The sequence below is a fragment of the Streptomyces rimosus subsp. rimosus genome (genome assembly GCF_000720725.1).
GTDB lineage: Bacteria > Actinomycetota > Actinomycetes > Streptomycetales > Streptomycetaceae > Streptomyces > Streptomyces rimosus_A.
In genome coordinates this window covers 1-17203 of sequence record NZ_JOCQ01000036.1, presented here as the reverse complement: position 1 = coordinate 17203, position 17203 = coordinate 1, and the positions used below count along the sequence as shown (strand labels likewise).

Here is a 17203-nt window from a genome sequence, read left to right as displayed (position 1 = left end):
CGGGCCGCCGGGCGGCGGGGCCTCCGGCGGCGCACCGTTCCCGGCGGCCCCGGAAAACCCGTCACCATACCGGGGAACCGTTCGGGTCGGATGGCGCATGATGCTGCGTATGAATGACGAACAACAGCCCACGGGGGCAGTGAAGATGCTCGGTGCCGTGGCGGGTGCGCCATGACAACGGCCCCGGTCATCCGCCACGCGGTGCGTACGGACCTGGCGGAGGTGGTCGCGCTGGCTGCGGAGCACGCCGCGTACGAGCGGGCCATGCCGCCCGCCGCAGACCTGGAGGACCGGCTCGCGGAGGCGCTCTTCGGACCGCGCCCACCGTGGCTGCGCTGCCTGGTCGCCGAACTGTCCGGCGGTGAACTCGCCGGATACGCCACCTGCGCCACGGCCTTCGACACTTGGCAGGGCCGCGAATACCTGCACCTGGACTGCCTCTACCTTCGCGCCGAGCACCGCGGCCTCGGGCTGGGCGCCCTGCTGGTCGAGGCGGTCATCGCCGAGGGCAAGGCGCTGGGCGTTGCGGAGATGCAGTGGAACACGCCCGACTGGAACGCCGGAGCGATCCGCTTCTACGACCGGTTCGGCGCGACGCGCAAGGACAAGAAACGTTTCACGCTGGCGCTGGAGCCGGGCGGCAGGAACTGAGGAGACCGGTGTCCGGCCCCGGCCGGACACCGGTCGCCCGTGTGCGGCGGGCGGTGGCGCGTTCAGTTGCCGGCGGTGGCCAGATAGGCGTCCGCGTCGGCCGCCGTCATCAGCCAGCCGTGGTAGTCCGCCGGATCGGCGTAGCCGTTGACGAAGCGGTCTGCCACGGCGGGGTGTTCGGCGGCGGCCGCCAGCAGCCGCTGGACGTGCTGTGGCGGCGGCTCCAGCATGAGGTTGGTGAATTCGGTGACCTGCCGGGCATGCCGCCAGAACCCGGCGAACGCCGCGCGCATCCACTCCGGGTCGAAGGGCGCGTCGCCCCGCTCCAGTATCGCGTCCAGGTAGGCGGCCGCGCCGCGAGCGGCGTTGTTCGATCCCTGGCCGGTGATCGGGTCGTTGGTGACGACCGTGTCGGCCATCCCCAGGACGTACGTGTCCGGCGCGACCTCGGCGACCGGATGCCGGACGGTCGGCGTGATCGCGCCGTACAGCGTCGCGCCCGCGTCCGTGGGAACGGCGTCCTTGCACAGCTCGTACTCGCCCGGCGCGTGCGTACGCAGCAGATCGAGCGCCCGGGCCACACAGCCGCCCGGCGACGGCTGGTCGTGCCAGCAGTCGAACGGCCCGCCGGGCAGCGCCTCGAACAGCACGATGTCGCACGGCCCGCCCGTCGTCAGCGCCGGCACGACGAACACCTCACCCGCCCCGGCCACCACATTCGTCCGCACCAGCGGGTCCGGATGGTCGGCAGGCGCCGCGACACCGTGCACGTAGACGCAGGCGAGGGTGCGCTGCGGGCGGTCGAAGGGGCAGTACAGCGCGTTGCGCGCGAAGAGCCGGGTGAGGTCGCCGCGGCCGGAGGCGACGATCGTCAGATCGTGGCCGGCGGCGAGCGCGGGGAGCGTGGCGGGGGAGACGGGGCCGTACCGGACGCGGCCGCCCCTGGCCTCGTACAGGCCGAGCCAGCCGGCCATCTTCACCCGCTGGTCGACGGAGTGCGGCGGTTCGTCGAACCGCCCGGTGAACGTCAACGCGGACTTGCCGGGCGGGTCCCACACCGTGACCCGCAGCGCGGCCGCGCCCGGAGCGGTGGCGTCCCAGAGGTTCAGTCCGGCGGCCCGTTCCAGGTGGCGTGCCGGGCCGAACATCATCTGTGACGACATCACCCGCCCCGCGCGGACCTGCTGCGCCGTACGGTCGGTGAGCAACGTGACGTCGTAGTCCGCGGCCAGAAGCGCCAGGGCGAGATGCAGCCCCGCCTGCCCCGCGCCGACGATGGCGATCCTGCGCATTGCGCCTCCCCTGGGCCGAACCGGCCCGCCCCACATCGTCTTTTGTAGCGGCGGGTTTGTGCGGTGTACAGAGGGCCACGGGGCGCACGGGCGCGTTGCGCGTACTGCGGGCGCGGTATGTGCGGCGGCGCCCGTACTGCCCAGGGAGGTGCGCGGGTTCGCCCCGGCGGCCCGGTGGTCCGCCGGACGGCGTCCTTAGGATTCACCGTATGACTTTCCGATTCCGTGGACGGCGGCTGTACGCGACGGCGGCCGTGCTGGCCGTGCTCGCCGGGTCGGGTACGTGGGCGGCGGTCGCCGCGGACGACCCGCCGGCCGTGCACCGGGAGGACCGGGCGTTCACCATGCCCGAGAGCGCCGACGGCGGGTCCGGGGGCGACCACGCGGCAGCGGGCCGGGGCTCGGTCCGGATCGACGCATCCTTCTTCACCGCGGGCGGAACCGGCCCCCGCCCGGCCGTCCTCCTGGGGCACGGTTTCGGCGGCAGCAAGGAATCCGTACGCGAGCAGGCCGAGCAGCTGGCGCGCGACGGGTACGCCGTACTGACCTGGTCGGCGCGCGGCTTCGGCAAGTCGACCGGGAAGATCGGGCTCAACGACCCGGACCGTGAGGTCTCCGACGCGCGCCGGCTGATCGACTGGCTGGCCACACGGCCCGAGGTACAACTCGACGGCAAGGGCGACCCGCGGGTCGGTGTCGCCGGGGCCTCGTACGGCGGAGCGGTCGCGCTGCTGGCCGCCGGGTACGACAAGCGGGTGGACGCGATCGCCCCGCAGATCACGTACTGGAACCTGGCCGACGCGCTGCTCCCCAACGGCGTCTTCAAGAAGCTGTGGGCCGGGATGTTCTTCTCCACCGGGTCGGTCGGTGTGGACGGCGCCGAAGGCGGTTCCGGAAACGGCGCCACCGGCGGTGGCGGTATGCGTGAGGGGTCCGGCGGCAGCGGGGCGGGTACCGGTGGCAGCGGGAAGTCCGCGTCCGGCGGCGAGGCGGGCGACGCCACCGACGCCGTCGAATCGGCGGCCCGTAACGCCGCCGACGGCTGCGGCCGGTTCGAACCGCAGCTCTGCGAAATGTACGAGCGGATCGCCGTCTCCGGAAGGCCCGACGCCGCCGCCCGCGAACTCCTCGAAGCCCGCAGCCCCGTCGCCGTCGCGGACCGGATCAAGGTCCCGACGCTCATCATGCAGGGCAGGACCGATTCGCTGTTCCCGCTCGGCCAGGCCGACGCCCTGTACAAGGCGCTCCGCAAGAACGGCGCTCCGGTATCCGTCGACTGGCTCGCGGGCGGACACGACGGCGGCGACCGCGAATCCGGCCGCGCCGCGAGCCGTACGAAGGCGTGGTTCGACCGTTACCTGAAGGGCGACGCGAACGCGGACACCGGGCCCGCCTTCCGCGTCAGCCGCGGTGGGGCCGTGGACTCCACCAACGGCGCGGCCCGGCTGCGCGGCGCGAGCGCCGACGGCTACCCCGGCCTGGACAACGACCCCCGCCCGGTCCGCCTGACCGGCCGCGAACAAAGTTTCAGCAATCCGGCCGGGGCGAGTCCGCCGTCCATCTCCACGGTGCCCGGCGTCGGCGCCCTCAACAGCCTCTCCAGTGTGGGCGCCGGGCTCTCCCTCGACTCCCCCGGCCAGTACGCCCGTTTCGAATCGCGGCCGCTCGCCGAACCGCTGCGGGTCACCGGCGCGCCGACGGCCCGCGTACGCCTGCGCGCCACCGGCGACGAAGCGGTGATCTTCGCCAAGGTCTACGACATCGGGCCGAACGGCAGCAGCAGGCCGGTGCTGCCCGCCGGACTTGCCGAGCCGTACCGCGTCACCGGCGCCAAGGCGGGCAAGAGCGTCGAACTGCGGCTGCCCGCCGTCGACCACGAGTTCGCGGCCGGGCACCGGCTGCGCCTGGTCCTCTCCTCGACGGACCTCGCGTACGCCTCGCCCGCCGAGCCCGCCACGTACACCGCCTCCCTGGACGGCGACGGCGTGCTGAACGTACCCACCGCGCCCGCGGTCAAGAGCGCCGCGGCGCCGCTGCCCGCGTGGACCTGGGCGCTGCCCGCCGCCGGCGCGGTCATCGCCGTCCTCCTGCTGCTCGTCGGCAGGCGGCGCTCCGCGGCCCGCGCCCCCGACCCGGACCTGGCGGACGTGCCGCTGCAGATCACTGGCCTGACCAAGCGGTACGCCAAGTCCGCCGACCGCTACGCCGTACAGGACCTCTCCTTCCGCGTCGAAAAGGGCCAGGTGCTCGGGCTGCTCGGCCCGAACGGCGCGGGCAAGACCACCACCCTGCGCATGCTGATGGGCCTGATCGGGCCGGACGCCGGTGAGATCCGCGTGTTCGGGCACGCGATCCGGCCGGGCGCGCCGGTGCTGTCGCGGGTCGGCGCGTTCGTGGAGGGCGCCGGTTTCCTGCCGCACCTGTCCGGGCGCGCCAACCTCGACCTGTACTGGCGGGCCACCGGCCGCCCGGCCGAGGACGCGCACGTCGACGAGGCCCTGGAGATCGCCGGGCTGGGCGACGCGCTGGAACGCGCCGTCCGCACGTACTCGCAGGGCATGCGGCAGCGCCTGGCCATCGCCCAGGCCATGCTCGGCCTGCCGGACCTGCTCATCCTGGACGAGCCGACCAACGGACTGGACCCGCCGCAGATCCGCGAGATGCGCGACGTGATGATCCGGTACGCGGCCGGAGGCCGTACCGTGATCGTCTCCAGCCATCTGCTGGCCGAGGTCGAACAGACCTGTACGCATCTGGTCGTCATGGACCGCGGCCGGCTCGTCCAGGCGGGCCCGGTCGCCGACATCGTCGGCACCGGCGACACGCTGCTCGTCGGCGTCGCGGACGCAACGCCGCTGTCCGACGTCCTCCTGGAGAAGGTGGCCGCGCTGCCCGGGGTGGCCACCGCGGACCGGGCCGACGAGGGCCTGCTCATCACGCTGGACGGCACGACGAGCACCCCCGAACTGCTGCCGGAACTGCTGCGGCTGGAGATCCCGGTCGCCCGCGTCGGCCCGCACCGGCGCCTTGAGGACGCCTTCCTCACCATGATCGGAGGTGACCGGTGACCGCCGTCACCAAGCCCGGCACCGACGGGCAGTCCCCGCTGCCCGGCGAACCCGCGGGCGCGTCCGTACCCGGCGCGTCGCATGCCCCCGGCTACCGCCCGCACCGCACCCTGCCGCTGCGTGTCGAAGCGCTGCGTCAGCTTAAACGGCGCCGTACGTTCGTGATCGCGGCGATCCTGGCGGTGCTGCCGTTCGTCCTCGTCGCGGCCTTCGCGATCGGCGGCGAACCGGGCGGCCGGAACAACCGCATCACGCTGATGGACACCGCCACCGTGTCCGGCGCCAACTTCACCGCGACCGTGCTGTTCGTCTCGGCCGGCTTTCTGCTGGTCGTCCCGGTGGCGCTGTTCTGCGGGGACACGGTCGCGTCGGAGGCGAGCTGGTCCTCGCTGCGGTACCTGCTGGCGGCGCCGGTTCCGCGTACCCGGCTGTTGCTGAGCAAGCTCACCGTCGCGCTGCTGTTCAGCGCGGCGGCGATGGTGCTCCTGCCGCTGGTCGCGCTCGCCGTCGGCACGGCTGCGTACGGGTGGGGCCCGCTGCAACTGCCGACAGGCGGCGCGTTGGCGGCGGGCGACGCGCTGCCCCGCCTCGCCCTGGCCGTCGCGTACATCTTCGTCAGCCAGCTGGTCACCGCCGCGCTCGCCTTCTGGCTGTCGACGGTGACGGATGCGCCGCTGGGTGCGGTCGGCGGCGCGGTCGGCCTGACCATTGTCGGCAACGTGCTCGACCAGGTCACCGCCCTGGAACAGTGGCGCGATTTCCTCCCGGCCCACTGGCAGTTCGCGTGGGCCGACGCCCTGCAGCCCCAGCTGGACGCCACGGGCATGATCCAGGGCGCGGCGGTGTCGGTGGCGTATGCCCTGGTGCTGTTCGCGCTGGCGTTCCGGGGGTTCGGGAGGAAGGACATCGTGTCGTAGGGAGGGGTACGGAGATAGTACGAGGCGGGGGTGTGTAGCGGGTACACGGCGGGAGTGGAGCGAGTACAGGGCGGGGGTACGGAGCGGGGCGCCGGTCAGGCCGGGTGGCCGGCCGCCGGGCCGGAGGCTCCCGCCCCCGCCGCGTGGCCGCAGACTTCCCTGACCGCCGCACGGCCGCAGGTCTCCGCCACCTCCGCCGGGTCCCAGTAGAACGGCCGGACCTCGCGGATACGGCCGTCCCGTACGGTCATCAGTTGCACGATCGTGGTGGTCAGCGCACGCCCCGTGGCGCGGGCCGTGAACCGCACCCGGCTGGTGACGACGACCTCTTCCCCGTCCACCAGCTGCCGCTGCTCCAAGAACTCCATCGACTGCCAGAGCCTGCCCATCACGTCCATGAACCGTTCCATGCCCGCCGGGCCGCGCCACTCGCCGGCGTACGGCAAGCCGGGGGACTGGCGGAGGACGACGTCCGGGGCGAGGCAGGCGGCGAGGGCGGAAAAATCCGCCCGGCCGGGGCCGCCCGCCGCGACGTAGACGCGCTCCGCCTCGTAGAACCGCTCCAGTACGGCGCGGGTACGGGCGCTGTCGTCTTCGTACGCGTACGGGGGTGTGCTCGCGGCGTGCTGTGTCATGGCGCCAGCCAAGCGCCCGCGGCCGACCGGTACCGGCGGAAATCCGCCGTCGCTCTCGCGGGCGGCGGGGCCGTTGGGCCACTCGGGTGGCGTGTAGAGGTGCCACGCAACCACGGGGCGGCCCCGGTTGTCTCAGTCGGTGAAGACCGGCAATGCGCACAAAGAAAAGAAGTCGGAAGTCGAGGACATCTCATGCTCCGTCATGCTTCGCGCACCACCGCCACCGTCGTTGCCACCGCGACCGCCGTCGCTCTCGGCCTGACCTTGACCGCCGCGTCCGCCGTTCCGGCTGCCGCCGCCACCCAGAGCACGTCCATACAGACGTCCAGGGCGGACCTGCGCACCGACCCGAACGGCCGCTACACCGCCGACGAGATCCGCCGCTTCCTGGTCTCCTTCTACGGAAAGCACGGTCCGAACGCCTGGCAGCGCGAGCACCAGGTCTCCGCCGAGCTCAAGAAGAAGGCCGCCGAGACGCCCGACTACGACCTGCTGCTGTGTGCCCAGAACACGCCGCGCAACGTCTCCGTCGGCAAGGTCACCACCGCGCAGTCCGCAAGGGTCGGCTGGGCGACGGTCACCACGTACTGGAGCGGCAACCGCAAGCAGAACTTCACCGCCTACGTGGACCTGGACGCCACGCGGCCCATCGAATTGCTGGACGTCTCCTGCTCGGTGTGAGGCACGGGGCGAGGAGGAGGGGACTCGATGCGGTGGGCGGCGCGGGGGTGAGGCGAGACCGCCCCGCTCGCGGGGGAGCCGGCGCTACTCCGCCGGCCCCTGCATGTGCGCGCTGACCCACTGCATCGTGCCTTCCCCCATGCCCTTCACATAGGTGTCGGCGCCGTGCATGCCGCCGGCCACCATCTGCAGCCGCGTCTTGACCGGGCCGCGGCCGTACCGCGCGATGAATTTCCTGACCTTCGGCACGATCGTCGACTCCTTGGTGCCGTCCTGGAAGGCCAAATAGACCTCGGGCCCGCCCTTGTGGATCAGCCGCTGCGCCAGGACCTCGGGGTTGTTCTCCCGCTCCTCCTTGGCGTGCCCGCGCCACAACGGCGAGTCGGGGACGATGTCGGGACCGCTCGGTATGGCTGCCTTGAAGGTCTGCGGGTTCTGCAGGACATTCTTCAGCGCGGCGAAACCGCCCGACGACGAACCCATGATCGCCCAGCCGTCGCGGCCCTTGAGCGTACGGAAGTTCTGCCGGACGAAGTCGGGCACGTCCTCGTTCAGCCAGGTGCCCATCTTCGGCTGGCCGGGTATGTCACTGGCGTCGTAGTACTGCTTGGCGTTGGGGTTGAGCACCGGCATCACGACGATGAAGGGCAGGCTCTTGCCCTCCTTCGACCACTGCGCCAGGTTCTCCTCCAGCTTGAGGTCGCCGCCGATCCAGTAGTTGACGGGGTAGCCCTCGGCGCCGGGCAGCGCCATCAGGACCGGGAACCCCTTGTCCGCGTTCTTCTTCTCGTAGTACTCCGGCGGCGCCCATACCCACACCTTTCCGGTGAACCCGGACTTCGGGCCGTGATACGTGGCCACGCCGATCGGGGTGCCGTCGCCGGCGCCGCCGACCTTGCGCTGCTCCTTGAAGCTGATGGGGTGGGTGGGCATCTGGGCGAGCGTGCCCTGGCCCGGCCGCGTGGCGCCGTGCGAGCCGGGCCCCGTCGCGTTGCCGAAACGCACCGGCCCGTCGTCGTCGGAGCCGCCCGTGCCGCAGCCGGCGGTGGCGGCGAGGGCGGCAAAGGTGGTCACTACGACCACGGGGGTGAGCAGGGCTTTGCGCACGGGACCTTCTCCTTGCTGGGCGGGCCGGGGGCACCCGGCTGGTGAGCAAGAGGGCACGGCCGGGGCCGGGGTTTCCCGTCCGGCGTGTTGCGTTGCCCGCGAAAACCCGCCCGTACGTGCCGATCCGCCGCTGACCTGCGCGGTTTACCCGCAAAGGAAACCGGCTTTACCGTGATTTTCACGGCGAATCACTGCGGGCGGGGCGCCGGGGTGCGACGCGGGGCAGTCCATGCCTGCCCGTGACCGGGCCGGGGCAAAGCGCGCGATCCGGTCGGAGTTCCGGCCCGCGACCCGCCCGGGAACCGGCGCCGATCATTCCGGTTCACCGTCGCCGAATCCGTATTCTCGGACACATGACCTGGTCGCGAGCGCTGATGAAGACCGCCCGCTCCGGGCTGACCATCGAAAAGGCCAAGCTCACCCCGCTCATCGCGATCCGCGGTTCGGCCGGCGTCGCCATCGTCATCGGGCTGTGCCTCTACCTCGGCAGTCCCGCCCTCGCGGTCTCGTCGGCCTTCGGCGCGTTCGCCGCCGGCATCGCCACCTTCCAGCGCAGCTGGCGCCCGCGCCCCGTTCTGGCCCTCGCCGTCGCGGGCGGCCTCTCGGTCTCCACCTTCCTCGGCTACCTGGCCGCCGCGCACATCGTCGGCTTCCTGGTCCTGCTCTCCCTGTGGACGTTCCTGGCGGGTCTGGCCTGGTCGGTCGGGCCGGTCTCCGGGCTGGTCGGCACGCAGACCGTCTCGGTCATGCTCGTCACCGTCACGCTGCCGACCTCCCTTCTCGGGGCGCTGGAGCACGCGGCGATCATCGCGTTCGGCGGCTGCGTCCAGGCCGCGCTCATCGTGCTCTTCCCCGTACGGCCCTGGGGCGTACAGCGCGACGCGCTCGCCGACGCGCTGGCCGCGGAGGCGGACTACGCGCGCCGGCTGCGGCACGACCCGGTCGCCCCCTTCGACCCGCAGCCACTGATGAACGCGCGCCTCGCCTCCGCGGTGACCCCGCGTCAGGCCAAGCGCCGGCCGGTCCAGCTGCACGGTCCGCGGGCGCTGGCCGAACAGGTCAGGCCGGTCCTGGCCTCGCTCGCCGACCCGGTCGTCGGCGCGCCCGTCGAGGGCCCCGAACGGGACCGGGCGCGGGAACTGCTCGGCGCGGCCGCCACCGTACTGGACGCCGTCGCGACCGCCATCCGGCGCGGCAAACCCGTACGGCTGCCGCCCGAGGCGATGGCCACCCTCGAAATGCCGCAGGACGGCGACGGGCCGCGGCTGACCGGCGCCGCCCGCCGCTCCGCGCTGCGGCTGATCTCGCTGCTCGCCGACGCCGTCGAGTTCACCGACGAGCCCGTCCAGGCCACCCGGCCCACCACCGAGGCGGAACGCGGGCACCTGCTGCGCCCGAGCGTGCCGAAGCTGGTGCCGGTGGCGCTGCGTTCCGTACGCCGTGAGCTGCGCTGGTCCTCGCGCATCTTCCGGCACGCGCTGCGGGTCAGCACGGTGTCCGCCGTCGGCTACCTCATCGGCCAGGCACTGCCCTTCGGGCACGGCTACTGGGCGCCGCTCGCCTCGGTGATGGTGATGCGGCCCGATTTCGGGCAGACGTACGCGCGCGGCGTCGCCCGGTTCATCGGCACCCTGGTCGGCGTCGCGGTGGGCGGCACGATCATGGGCCTCACCCACCCGAACCTGTACGTGAGCGCGGCGCTGGCGATCGTGTGCGTCCTGGCGATGTACCTGCTGATGCGTACGGGAGTGTCGGTGACCTCGGCGTGCGTCGCCGCGTATGTCGTCTTCCTGCTCGGCATCGCGGGCGCGGGCTGGGAACAGACCGTCCAGGAACGCATCGTTCTCACCCTCGTCGGCGGCCTCCTGGCGATGCTGTCGTACGCGATCTTCCCCGCCTGGGAGACGCCACGGCTGCGCGAACGGCTGGCCCAGTGGCTGGAGGCGAACGGCCGGTACGCCATCGCCGTGTTCGACAGTTACGCGCGGCCCGCCGAGCGCCGCCCCCGGCAGGTGCGCGAAGCCCTCCTGGACGCCCGCGCGGCCCGTGCCGCCTGGGAGGAGAGCGAATCCCGCGCGGAGAAGGAACCGGTGCGCCACCGAGGACTGTCGCTGAGCGCGGCGGCGTCCGCGCAGTCCGCGCTGGCCACGATGGGCCGGGTGACGATGATTCTGGAAGCCCACCTCCCGGACAAGGAGGCGGAGCCCTCACCCGACGCGCACGCCTTCACGGAGGCACTGCGCGAGTCGCTGCCGCGCGCGGTCGAGGCCGTACGGGAGCGGAACAGCCTGGACTGGAGCGCGCTGCGCGCCGTATGGGAGCAGTGGAATGCCCGGTCCGAGACCCGCGGGGTCGCGCTGCGCGGCGCCGAACTGCTGCTGGACGCGCTGGACGACCTGGCCGAGGCGCTGTCACGGGGGCCAGGCGGAAAGAACCGCGCGGCGCGCGGGACCTCCGCCCCGTCCGCCCGGTCCGTACGGCTCCCGTCTTCCCCGCAGAGCTGAAACCCGCCCACCCGGAACCGTTCGGCGGCGCCTGTAGTCTTGATAATTGCCCGCAAATGGCGCCATTGGCGAGCTTGACGAGCCCGGTGGGCTTCCCGCCCCACCGGCTCCGCGAGCCACGCGTGCCGCCCGGGTGCGCGATGTTCGGGGGCGCCGCGTGCGGGGCCCTGTCGTCCAGTCGAGAGAGAGCAAGCGAACCTCCCATGGCGTCCAGCACTTCGTCCGGTACGTACGACATAGGCATCGACCTGGGCACGGCCAACACCCTGGTCTACTCACGCGGCAAGGGCGTCGTCCTGAACGAGCCGTCCGTCGTCGCCGTCAACGCGTCCGGCGAGGTGATCGCCGTGGGGTCGGAGGCCAAGCGCACCATCGGCCGTACGCCGTCCGGCATCACCGCGATGCGCCCTCTCCAGGAGGGCGTCATCGCCGACTTCGACGCGGCCGAGCAGATGCTGCGCGCCCTGATGAAGAAGGCGCTGCCCACCCGCCGCTTCTCCAGGCCGCGGGTGGTCATCTGCGTCCCGTCCGGGATCACCGGGGTCGAACGGCGGGCCGTCATCGACTCGGCGCGCAGCGCCGGCGCCCGCGAGGTGCACCTGATCGAGGAGCCGATGGCGGCGGCGATCGGGGCCGGGCTGCCGGTGGCCGAGCCGGTCGGCTGCATGGTGGTGGACATCGGCGGCGGGACGACCGAGGTGGCCGTCGTCTCGATGGGCGGCATCGTCACCGCCCAGTCGGTGCGGGTCGCGGGCGACGCGCTGGACGCGGCGATCATGTCGTACGTCAAGAAGAAGCACTCCCTGGCGATCGGCGAGCGCACCGCCGAGGACATCAAGATCGCGATCGGCTCCGCGGCCTGGACGCCGGTGGACGTGGACGAGGAGGGCGAACCCGAGCGCCGCACGTCCTACACCGTGCGCGGCCGCGACCACGTCAGCGGCCTGCCGCGGATCCAGGAGATCACCGAGGAGGAGATCCGCTCGGCGCTCGCCGAGCCGGTGGACGCGATCGTCCAGGCCGTGCACCGCACGCTCGACGAGTGCCCGCCCGAGCTCTCCGGCGACATCATCGAGCACGGCATCGCGCTCACCGGCGGGGGCGCACTGCTGCGTGGCCTGAGCCAGCGGCTGCGCCAGGAGACGGGCGTACCGGTGGTGGTCGCCGACGATCCGCTGGACTGTGTGGTCAACGGCACGGGGCGGTGTGTGGACGAGTTCGCTTCGCTGCAGGGACTGCTGGCCGGGGCGATGGAGCAGCCGCGGAAGGCTGTTCGGCTCTGAGGGGTGGGGGCCGGGTGGGGGCGTCTTTGGCCGTTCCTGCTCGGTCCTGGAGCGGTTCCGGGCTGTTCCTGGGCTGTTTCCGGGCCGGTCCCGGGCTGTTTTCCGGACGGTCCCGGGTCGGTCCCGGGCTGTTCCTGGGTGGGGCTGTTGGGGTGGCTGCGGCTCTCGGTGAGTGGCGAGGACGCGCGGGTTCCGCGTCCGTAGGTCGCCGGGCGTGCCGACATGCGGTAGCCCCCGGAACGGGTGAAGATGATTGCGCCGGCTGCGAGGCCGGTTGCGGTGAGTAACCGTCGCCTGGGAGGAGCGGTCATGCCGAACGGGATGGCGCTCGTGATCGGTATGGGACTGGTCCGGCCTGCCGTGGCGGGGGCGATGGGGACGGGGACGGGTGTGGGGATGGCGAGGGTGTCGGCGGGCTGGGGAGTGAGCAGGTGTACGTCCGCGGCAGGATCCGAGTTCGTATCTTCGGGATGTGCGGTTGAGTTCGCACCTTTGGGGCCCCCGGCTGGGGCGGTTGCCCTTTCTGATTCCGCGCCTATGCCTGCGCAGGCGCCTACGCCCGTTCCCTTGCCCGTGTCCGTGCCCGTGTCCGAAGAAATGCGCACCTTCGTATCCGGCTGCGGAAGCTGACTCCGATGCTGAATCCACAGGTCTTCCAACCGGCCGAACGGGCGCGGACGGAATCCGTACCGCCGCGCCGCTGGGCCGTCGCGCACGGCCGGTCGGCCGCAGAGGACAGCGAGTGCGCCGTGGCGACCGGTACTGAACGGAAGGGCGGGCCGGCCAGAGGACTCCGGCCGCATATCGCGGTGGTGCTGATGGAGTCGTCGGGTACGGGCGGCAGTGATCCGCTGTACGAGGAGAGCGTGGTCCTCGTGTACGCGGCGGACGAGGCGGACGCCCGGAACCGTGCCGAGCGGCGGGCCCGTTCCCGGGAGGCCGGCTATCTCAATGACCGGGGCGAGACGGTGACCTGGACTTTCAAACGCGTGGTGGACGTGTGCGCGGTACTCGACGAGGACCTGACGCAGGACGCCGATCTTTATGCGCGGCACTTCCGGGACTATGCCGCTTATGAGCGCTTCGAGCCTTTGCTGTCCGGTGAGGAACTTTGATGGGTTGCGGGTTGCTGCAGGGGCGGTAGGGGGCTTGCGTCGGATTTCTACCCGGCATCGGCCTCGGAACGCTGCGCCGCCCGACGGGACATGTAACTCTCCAGGCCGTCGAAGATCCGCTCCAGACCGAATTCGAGTGCCTGGTCGTGGGAGTCGTCGGCCGCGGCCGCGGAGGTGACGGCGGCGGTGAGAGCGGGGTAGCGGTCGGAGCGGCCGGTGAGGAGTTCGTTCAGTGCCGCGCTCATGGCCCGCTCGGGGCTTTTGGCCCGTGTACCGCCCTCGCCCATGGACCCGGCGATCTGGGCGATGGTGCGGATGTGCCCGTTGACCACGACCACGGCGTCCAGTTTTTCTGCGCCGTCCAGGCCGGTGTCGGAGAGGGCGGCGAGGGCGCTCTCCACCCAGCCGAGTTCATTGGGGCCCATGACGCGCGAGCCCGCCGTTGCCGGCAGCAGCCAGGGGTGGCGGTGGAAGACGGCGGAGAGGCCCCCGGCCCATTCGCGCAGCGCGGGCCGCCAGCCCGATCCGCTACGCAGGGCGGGCGGCTCACTCATCGCGGTGTCGATCATGAGGGCGACCAGCTCGGTCTTGCCCGGGACGTAGCGGTAGAGGGACATCTTGGTGAAGTTCAGCTCGCCCGCGATCCGCTGCATGGAGACGGCCGTGAGCCCGCCCGCGTCGGCGAGCTCGATCGCCGTCCGCGTGATCCGGTCCAGGCTCAGCGCGGGCTTGGGGCCACGGCTCGGCCGTCCGCGACCACCCCACAGCAACTCGATGCTCCCCGCCTGCTCCGCGAAGACATCGGCCACCACCTCCGGAACCTGCCCGGCCTGCCCGCCGCCGGCCTCGGCGCCCTGGCTCATCCGGCTCTTCTGGATCTTCTTGCCCGTTCCGTCTCCACCCACCCCCGCATCCTAAAACTGTGTCCGAGGTATACAAAACAGTGTCCGCCGGATACAGTTTTCTCTGTCGCAGTGACGACTCAACGTGGGGAGCTTGTGATGACGTACGGAACGACGTGCGCGGTCGGCGGACCGACCGTGCTGATCTCGGGGGCCAGCGTCGCCGGCCCGGCCCTGGCGTACTGGCTCAGGCGCTACGGGTACCGCCCGACCGTGGTCGAGGTGGCCCCGGCGCTGCGCGGCGGTGGGTTCGCGGTCGACTTCCGGGGGAGCGCGAGCCTGACGGTGCTGGAGCGGATGGGGGTGCTGGATGAGGTCCGAAGGCATCGCACCGGCGGCAGTCCGACGAGTTTCATCGACGAGCGCGGACGGGAAGTGGCGGCGCTGCCGCCGGAGTTCGCCGGGGGAGAAGTGGAACTCCTCCGCTCCGACCTCTCCCGCATCCTTTACGAGCACAGCTTGTACGGTCACGGCCGCCCTGACTCCGAGCTGTACGAGCAGGCTGTGCAGCCTTCCGGCGGGCGGGACTTCGACGGGCAGGACACGGCCGACCGCCGTCTGCGAGGGCCGGGGCGGCGCGGAACCGAACCGCTCGCGGAAAAGGAGGGCGAAGTAGGCGCGCCACTTGTCGAGTACGTATTCGCTGACTCCATAGCCTCCCTGACCGAGACGGCTGATGGTGTGCACGTCACCTTCGAACGGGGAGCTCCGCGCACATTCGACCTCGTGATCGGCGCGGACGGCCTGCACTCGACCGTACGCCGGCTGGCCTTCGGTCCAGAGGAGAAGTTCGTCAGCCACCTCGGCTACTACATAGCGGGCTGGGACCTGCCGACCGGCAACGACGATCTCGATACCCGGCCCGTGGGTTACAACGAGCCCGGCCGCTTCATCAGCGTGGGCCGTACGACCAGGCGGGCAGGCGAGCCGGGATATGAAGGCGAGACCTTCTGCGTGTTCGCGTCGGACGAGCTGACTTACGACCGGCGGGACACGGAAGGGCAGAAGAAGCTGATATCCCAGGCGTACAAGGGGGGTGGCTGGCGGACGGAGGAACTGGCGCAGACGGTATGGGGCACCGACGGGCTCTATTTCGACTCCATCAGCCGGGTGGATGTCCCACGCTGGTCCACGGGCCGAATAGCCCTGCTAGGTGATGCGGCGTACGGCGCCACAGTCGGGGGCATGGGCACCGGGTCGGCCGTCGTGGGTGCGTACGTCCTCGCGGGGGAACTGGCGGCGGCCGGTGGTGACCACGTCCGGGCGTTCGCGCGGTACGAGGAGCAGCTGCGCCCTTTCGTCACACAGTGCCAGGAGGGTGGCCGCGGGGCCGGCGAATTCCTGGCTCCGTCCACCCAGGAGGCAATCGACGCCCGCAACACCCTGCTGAACAACCCGCAGGCCGTGGCCGCGATGCTCCAGGAAGGCGAGGACATATCCGCAGCCATCGAGCTGCGCGCATACGGGGCCGACGAGCGGGGGTGAGGGGGGCCTCTATGTCTTTCGTCAAGCGAGGCGTGGGGTTCGGGGTTCGTAGAAGGTGCCGTTGCGGAGCATCGCGAAGAGCACGCTGATCCGTTGTCGGGCCAGGCGGAGAAGGGCCTGTGTGTGGGTTTTCCCTCGGGCCCGGCAGCGGTCGTAGTAGGTGCGGGAGGCGGGGTCGTGCAGGGCAGCGAACGCGGACAGGAACATCGCGCGTTTGAGCTGCCGGTTGCCGCCTATGGGTGCGTGTTCGCCGTGGATCGAGGTGCCCGAGGACTCCGTGGTCGGGGCGAGGCCGGCGTAGGAGGCCAGGTGGGCGGCGGTGGGGAAGCTGGTGCCGTCGTCGACGGTGACCAGCAAGGTGGCGGCGGTCCTGACCGCGACCCCCGGAATCGAGGTCAGGACCGGGGAAAGAGGGTGAGCCTCCAGTAGCTGTCCGATCTGCGCTTCCAGGGCTCGTCGTTGTTCGTGGACGGCGGCGAGCGAGCGGGCCAGGGAGGGGATCACGATGTCGAGGGTGCCGGTGGCCTGGGACCACGACGGTCTGCTCGTCGAGCGCGTCGAAGACCTCGTCGATCAGCCGCTGGGCCATGCGCGGGGCCTTGGGATGGATCACCTCAACGAGCTTGCGGCGACCGGCTTTGCGCAGGGCGGCCGGAGATCCGTAGCGTTCCAGCAGCCAGGTCACCGCGGGGTGGTCCAGAGGGGGGCCCAGGACGCGCTCCAGGCTGGGGTGGAACTGGGTGAGCAGGCCGCGTATCCGGTTGGAGGTGCGGGTGGCCTCGGCCGCGAGGTCCTGGTCGAAGCCGACCAGCACGGTCAGCTCGGCGGTGATCTCGTCGGTCAGTTCCAGAGAGCGCAGGGTGTGCGGCATGGTGCGGGCGGCGTCCGCGATCACCACGGCGTCCTTCGCGTCGGTCTTCGCCTCGCCCGGGTAGAGGTCGGCGATCCGCCGCATCGCGAGTCCGGGCAGGTAGGCGACCTTGCGGCCGGCGTCCCGGGCGACGGTCAGGGGCAGGGCACCGATGGAAGCGGGCTGGTCCACGATCACCAGCACGGTGCCGAACTTCGCGGTCAGCTTGTCGGAGACGGCCCGCAGTTTCGGCTCGCTGTTGGTCAGCTGCTTGTCGAAGACCTATTTCCCGGCCGTGGTGAGCCCATGCCCGTGGTGAGCGCTTTTGCCGACATCCAGGCCGAGGAAGACGCCCACGTCGTCGATGTCGTACAAGCCGTCCTCCCGAACGGGGTTTGTGTGGTGCTGACCGGGGTGTTGGCGTCGTATGCGCGCATCCACGTTATGCAGACCTGCCGCCCGAGTGGCCGGGCATTGCGCCAGGCCAGGCGGTGTCGGACCTCTTATCAGCGTCTCCAACGGCGCCTCACGGGCCCGGTGACACCACTCCCCCGGGTCATGCCTTCGACAGGGGGCAACAGCCATACCGGGCCCGGAGGCCAGCAGTCCCATTGCGGAACCGCGAAGAAGATGACGGGGGAGGCCCCCGGAAGGCCCCAGCCGGAAGCAATTCCCGCCCGCCCCGCCCACTACGTCCTTCCGTTCCCCCACCC

At 71.5% G+C, this 17203-nt stretch carries 12 protein-coding genes and 1 pseudogene; 8 read left to right on the top strand and 5 right to left on the bottom strand.

Features of this window, described 5'->3' with window-relative positions; translation table 11 throughout:
• Positions 1–171: 171 nt before the first annotated feature.
• Positions 172–651 carry a GNAT family N-acetyltransferase gene (locus IH45_RS0119725; protein WP_030669676.1) on the top strand — a complete coding sequence of 160 codons (480 nt, stop codon included), beginning with the start codon at positions 172–174 and terminating at the stop codon, positions 649–651.
• Positions 652–713: 62 nt separating this feature from the next.
• On the opposite strand, the gene IH45_RS0119720 is transcribed toward IH45_RS0119725, so the two are convergent.
• Complete coding sequence (locus IH45_RS0119720) at positions 714–1943, bottom strand: styrene monooxygenase/indole monooxygenase family protein (RefSeq protein ID WP_030669673.1); 1230 nt, start codon at positions 1941–1943, stop codon at positions 714–716.
• A 209-nt stretch (positions 1944–2152) separates the two neighbouring features.
• Here IH45_RS0119720 and IH45_RS0119715 point away from each other — a divergent pair, with 209 nt between their 5' ends.
• Together IH45_RS0119715 and IH45_RS0119710 are read left to right on the top strand one after the other, a co-directional pair.
• Positions 2153–5011, top strand: a complete 2859-nt coding sequence (locus IH45_RS0119715) for a CocE/NonD family hydrolase (RefSeq protein ID WP_030669670.1) — start codon at positions 2153–2155, stop codon at positions 5009–5011.
• A gap of 38 nt (positions 5012–5049) precedes the next feature.
• The gene (locus IH45_RS0119710; protein WP_050514995.1) at positions 5050–5928 is read left to right on the top strand and encodes an ABC transporter permease; all 879 of its coding nucleotides are present in this window, start codon (positions 5050–5052) and stop codon (positions 5926–5928) included.
• Between the two features lie 95 nt (positions 5929–6023).
• Here IH45_RS0119710 and IH45_RS0119705 read toward each other — a convergent pair whose 3' ends face one another.
• The gene (locus tag IH45_RS0119705; RefSeq protein ID WP_030669664.1) at positions 6024–6563 is read right to left on the bottom strand and encodes a nuclear transport factor 2 family protein; all 540 of its coding nucleotides are present in this window, start codon (positions 6561–6563) and stop codon (positions 6024–6026) included.
• Between the two features lie 192 nt (positions 6564–6755).
• On the opposite strand from IH45_RS0119705, the gene IH45_RS0119700 reads away from it, so the two are divergent.
• Positions 6756–7244 (top strand): hypothetical protein, encoded by a 489-nt coding sequence (locus IH45_RS0119700; RefSeq protein ID WP_030669661.1) that lies wholly within the window; start codon positions 6756–6758, stop codon positions 7242–7244.
• 84 nt (positions 7245–7328) lie between these two features.
• On the opposite strand, the gene IH45_RS0119695 is transcribed toward IH45_RS0119700, so the two are convergent.
• Positions 7329–8351, bottom strand: a complete 1023-nt coding sequence (locus IH45_RS0119695; protein ID WP_030669659.1) for an alpha/beta hydrolase — start codon at positions 8349–8351, stop codon at positions 7329–7331.
• 353 nt (positions 8352–8704) lie between these two features.
• Between IH45_RS0119695 and IH45_RS0119690 the strand changes: the two genes are divergently transcribed.
• From IH45_RS0119690 to IH45_RS1000000149360, 3 genes are all read left to right on the top strand, one after another.
• Positions 8705–10855: an FUSC family protein gene (locus tag IH45_RS0119690; protein WP_030669656.1), complete on the top strand. Its 2151-nt coding sequence runs from the start codon at positions 8705–8707 to the stop codon at positions 10853–10855.
• Positions 10856–11058: 203 nt separating this feature from the next.
• The gene (mreB, locus tag IH45_RS0119685) at positions 11059–12138 is read left to right on the top strand and encodes a rod shape-determining protein (protein WP_030669653.1); all 1080 of its coding nucleotides are present in this window, start codon (positions 11059–11061) and stop codon (positions 12136–12138) included.
• 635 nt (positions 12139–12773) lie between these two features.
• Positions 12774–13253: a DUF4288 domain-containing protein gene (locus tag IH45_RS1000000149360; protein WP_199810690.1), complete on the top strand. Its 480-nt coding sequence runs from the start codon at positions 12774–12776 to the stop codon at positions 13251–13253.
• 47 nt (positions 13254–13300) lie between these two features.
• Here the strand turns inward: IH45_RS1000000149360 and IH45_RS0119675 are convergent, their stop codons facing one another.
• Positions 13301–14158 (bottom strand): TetR/AcrR family transcriptional regulator, encoded by an 858-nt coding sequence (locus tag IH45_RS0119675; RefSeq protein ID WP_234440597.1) that lies wholly within the window; start codon positions 14156–14158, stop codon positions 13301–13303.
• Positions 14159–14254: 96 nt separating this feature from the next.
• Here IH45_RS0119675 and IH45_RS0119670 point away from each other — a divergent pair, with 96 nt between their 5' ends.
• On the top strand, positions 14255–15640 hold the full coding sequence (locus tag IH45_RS0119670; protein ID WP_030669645.1) for an FAD-dependent monooxygenase: 1386 nt from the start codon (positions 14255–14257) through the stop codon (positions 15638–15640).
• Between the two features lie 21 nt (positions 15641–15661).
• On the opposite strand, the pseudogene IH45_RS1000000145865 reads toward IH45_RS0119670, so the two are convergent.
• Positions 15662–16865: pseudogene (locus tag IH45_RS1000000145865) on the bottom strand (IS110 family RNA-guided transposase).
• Positions 16866–17203: the final 338 nt, after the last annotated feature.